Origin of the sequence: Phenylobacterium sp. (assembly GCF_036495085.1) — a bacterium.
In the GTDB taxonomy this organism is placed as follows: domain Bacteria; phylum Pseudomonadota; class Alphaproteobacteria; order Caulobacterales; family Caulobacteraceae; genus Phenylobacterium.
In genome coordinates, this window is the sequence record NZ_DASXNL010000141.1 from 1 (window position 1) to 3,512 (window position 3,512).

General features: G+C 66.9%; 2 protein-coding genes. Both read left to right on the plus strand.

Going from position 1 to position 3,512, the window contains the following annotated elements; translation table 11 throughout:
* A partial coding sequence (locus tag VGI62_RS16160; RefSeq protein WP_331505547.1) for a CocE/NonD family hydrolase occupies positions 1 to 1,339 on the plus strand: 1,339 nt, incomplete at its 5' end.
* A gap of 411 nt (positions 1,340 to 1,750) precedes the next feature.
* A complete protein-coding gene (locus tag VGI62_RS16165) occupies positions 1,751 to 3,193 on the plus strand; it encodes a serine hydrolase domain-containing protein (RefSeq protein WP_331505548.1) in 1,443 nt (480 codons plus the stop codon).
* Positions 3,194 to 3,512 lie beyond the last annotated feature (319 nt).

The window sequence follows — 3,512 nt, forward strand, 5'->3', positions numbered from 1 at the left end:
CCGCCCGGCCCTGAAGGCGATCGCCCCGAGCTTCGACCCCACCGACCTCTATCACACCACCCATCCAGGCGGCGTGTTCAGCGAGACCTTCCTGCGGAAATGGGGTGGGCAGACCGCCGCGCTCAACCGCGGCGAGCCCCCCTGCACGGGCCTGTGCCGCTGGCTGGTCGCGGGGCCAAAGCCGGTCGACGCCGATCGCGATGGCGCGTTGCTGCGGAAAGCGCTCGCCGAGCACGCGCGCAACTACGACGTCTTCGCCTGCGCCGGGCGCGCGCCGTGGCGCGACAGCACCGTCTGCGCGAGCGGCAAGACCGTGACGCAGGTCTCGGAACTGTCCCGCCAGGAGGCCGTGCAGCGATCGAACATCCCGCTTTTCGTGACCGCCGGCTGGTTCGATGCGACGTTGCCCGCCGAGGTGTTGCAGCGGTTCGCGGGCTTGTCGAACCCCCAGCAGGTGGTGATCGGCGCCATCTCGCACGGCGGCTTCATGAGCACCGATCCCTTCGCGCCGCCGAAGGCCGAGGTGGATCCTCCCTACGGCCGGCAGATCGCCGCCATGGCCGACTTCTTCGACCGCTACCTCAAGTCGGACAACCAGGCGGGCCCGAGCAGCGTGCGGTACGAGGTTCTGAACGGAGGCGGTTGGCGGACGTCGCCCGCATGGCCTCCCCGCGGCGTGGTTCCTAAGCGCTTCTACATGGGGCTTGGGAGGAGCTTGAGCGAAAAGCCGCCTGTGCAGGACGGCGCGGACGCCTATCCGGTGGACTTCAGCGCCGGCAGCGGTCCGCTGAGCCGCTATCAGTCTCCGGTCGATCTATCGCAGACAGCCTACCCCGACCGCGCGACCGCAGATCGGAAACTGCTCACCTACACGAGCGCACCGCAGACCGAGGACCTGCTCGTCGCCGGCGATCCGGAGGCCGACCTGACGATCGCGAGCAGCGCGCCGGACGGGATGGTGATCGTCTACCTCGAGGACGTGCTGCTGAACGGGCGCGTCGTCTACCTGACCGAAGGCGTGCTCCGGCTCGCCGCGCGGAAGACTTCGCCGACTCCTGTCGGCGCCGATCGTCTGCACAGCTACCTCAGCGCCGACGCTGCGCCGATGACGCCCGGCCGTGCGGAGCAGATCAGGATCGCGCTCTCGCCGATCGCCTTCATCCTGCGCAAGGGCGAGCGACTAAGGTTGGCTATCGCGGGCGCCGATAGCGACAACCTCGAGCGCATTCCGGCCGCGGGGCCCGAAAAAATTGAAGTGGGCCGCACGGTCGCGGCGCCATCGTTCATCGACATCCCAGTTCTGAACGTCCCGGCATCCCAACCCACCCATGATCCTTAATCCGACCTCGATCGGCTCAGGCGTCTGCTTCCGGGAAGTGTCCTCAGTCTCGTCGTCTTTGCCGAGCAAGCCCTCGAGTCGGTGACAATCTTCGGCTCGGCGGGCTTCACGGAGCCAGGCGGCCCGATGAACATGCAGGTCGGGGGGCCACTTACCGTCGGCTGGCTGATCGCCCTTGCACTGTGGGGCGGATTGCGCGGACGCCAGAGCCGCGCTGCCTAGGTCGGGCCCCCCGGTGCCAGGGTGACAGTCTCTGCCGCAACGCGAACCTTCCCGACTTCCGCCGCGGGGTGGCAAGCGGTCATCGCCCCGCAGGTGCGTATTGGTTGACGAAGAATATTACGCATGTAATGCACCCCGGACGCAAGCCCCGCCGCGCGGAGGCTCGCATGGCTGCTTGGGGTGCGGAAAATGCATCGTCGGATCCTTGCTCTCGCCGTGGCCTTGACGACCTTCGCCGCGCGCTCGGAAGCCCAGTCGCCTCGATCTATCGGCCCCCAGGCCCAGGCTGAGGCGCTGGGCCGCGCCTACGCCGACGCCGTCAATCGCGAGGAGGCGCTTGAGGCCTACATGAGGCTGGATGCCGAACCGGTTTCGCCCGGCGTTATTCGCAACTTTTTCGAGGACCAGCGCTGGATCAACGGCGGCGGCGTGGATTTCGTCGCCGCGCGAGCGCGCCCCAGCACGCCCGTCGTGATCGAGGCGGTGGTCCGCACCCACCTCTACGGCGCGCTACAGGGCGTCGAGTTCACACTGTCGCCCGGTCCAAATCCCCGCGTCACCCTGTTCGTGCCCGTGGCCGCGCCGGCCTGGGCTCTGACAATCCCCGCGCCGGCGTCGCAGCGCGAGGTCGCCGGACGCATCACGCGGCTGATGGAAAAGGCCTGCAGAGCCGACCTGTTCTCGGGCGCGGTCCTCGTCGCTTGGGGCGAACAAGTCCTGGTGCAGCAAGCCTGCGGCGAGGCCTCCCGCCGCTACCACGCGCCCAACACCGTGGAGACGCGGTTCAACCTCGGCTCAATGGACAAAATGTTCACCGCTGTCGCGGCGATGCAGCTTGCCGAGGCCGGCAAATTGTCGCTGGACGCCACACTCGACCACTACCTGGACGCCTCCTGGCTCGACCCCGAGGTGGCGCGGAAGGTGACGGTGTGGCAGCTGATGACCCACACGAGCGGTGTGATCCCTGACGTCACCAGCCTCGCCGAGGCGCAGCCTCGAACGCAGTTTCGCGAACTCGACGAATACAAGTCCCTGACCCACCAGGTGGGGCTGAGCTTCGCGCCGGGCAGTCAGTTCGCTTACAGCAACACTGGAATGGTCTTGCTGGGCGCAGTGATCGCCAAAACGTCGGGGGAAGACTACTACGCCTACATCCGCGCCCACATCCTGCAACCGTCCGGCATGGCCGCGACCGGCAGCTTCGCGTCCGACGATCCCGTGGAAAACCTGGCGACGGGATATATCCACGCGCCCGGGTCGCCGTACGGCTGGCGCGAAAACACTACGCGCCTTCTTCTGCGGGGCGTTCCAGCGGGCGAAGGCTATTCCAATCTCACGGATCTGCGACGGTTCGCCCTGGCGCTGCAGGCGGGAAAACTACTCTCGCCGGCCGCGGTTCGACGGCTCTGGACCGACCACAACCAGGCGCACTATGGGGCGGGCTTCGAGATCGAGCACAGCGCGCTCGGCATGTCGGCAGGCCATTCAGGTTTCTTCCGGGGCGTGAGCACGCGCATGCGCCTGTATTCGGATCGGGGCTTTCTGGTGATCGTGCTCTCCAATATCGACCGCGCTGGTCCGCCGCTGGTAGATGCGATCGAGGAGCAACTACTGGCCCTGCCGGCCCGATAGGAAGCTGGAGGCTCGAGGTCGGCTCCTAGTCGTGATCGGCGGCTCGGAAATCAATTCGGCCAAGCTTGGTGAAGGCGCTGGCGTATGCGCTCTTCGGTCGCAGGACCTTTAGCCAGGCGGCCAAGAAGCGGACGCGCCCGAGGTCGGTTGAGGGTGGTGGAACGCAGACATATAGGCGCGAGTGACCGCCGTGCGCCATCAGCCGGCGCTGGTCTGACGTCTAGGAGCGGCCCTTGTTTCACGCCTTTCCAGGGTAATCCCTGATGCTTGGCTGCCCCGCGTCGCGCTAAGCAGGTCGAACACATGCTCTGACGTCATG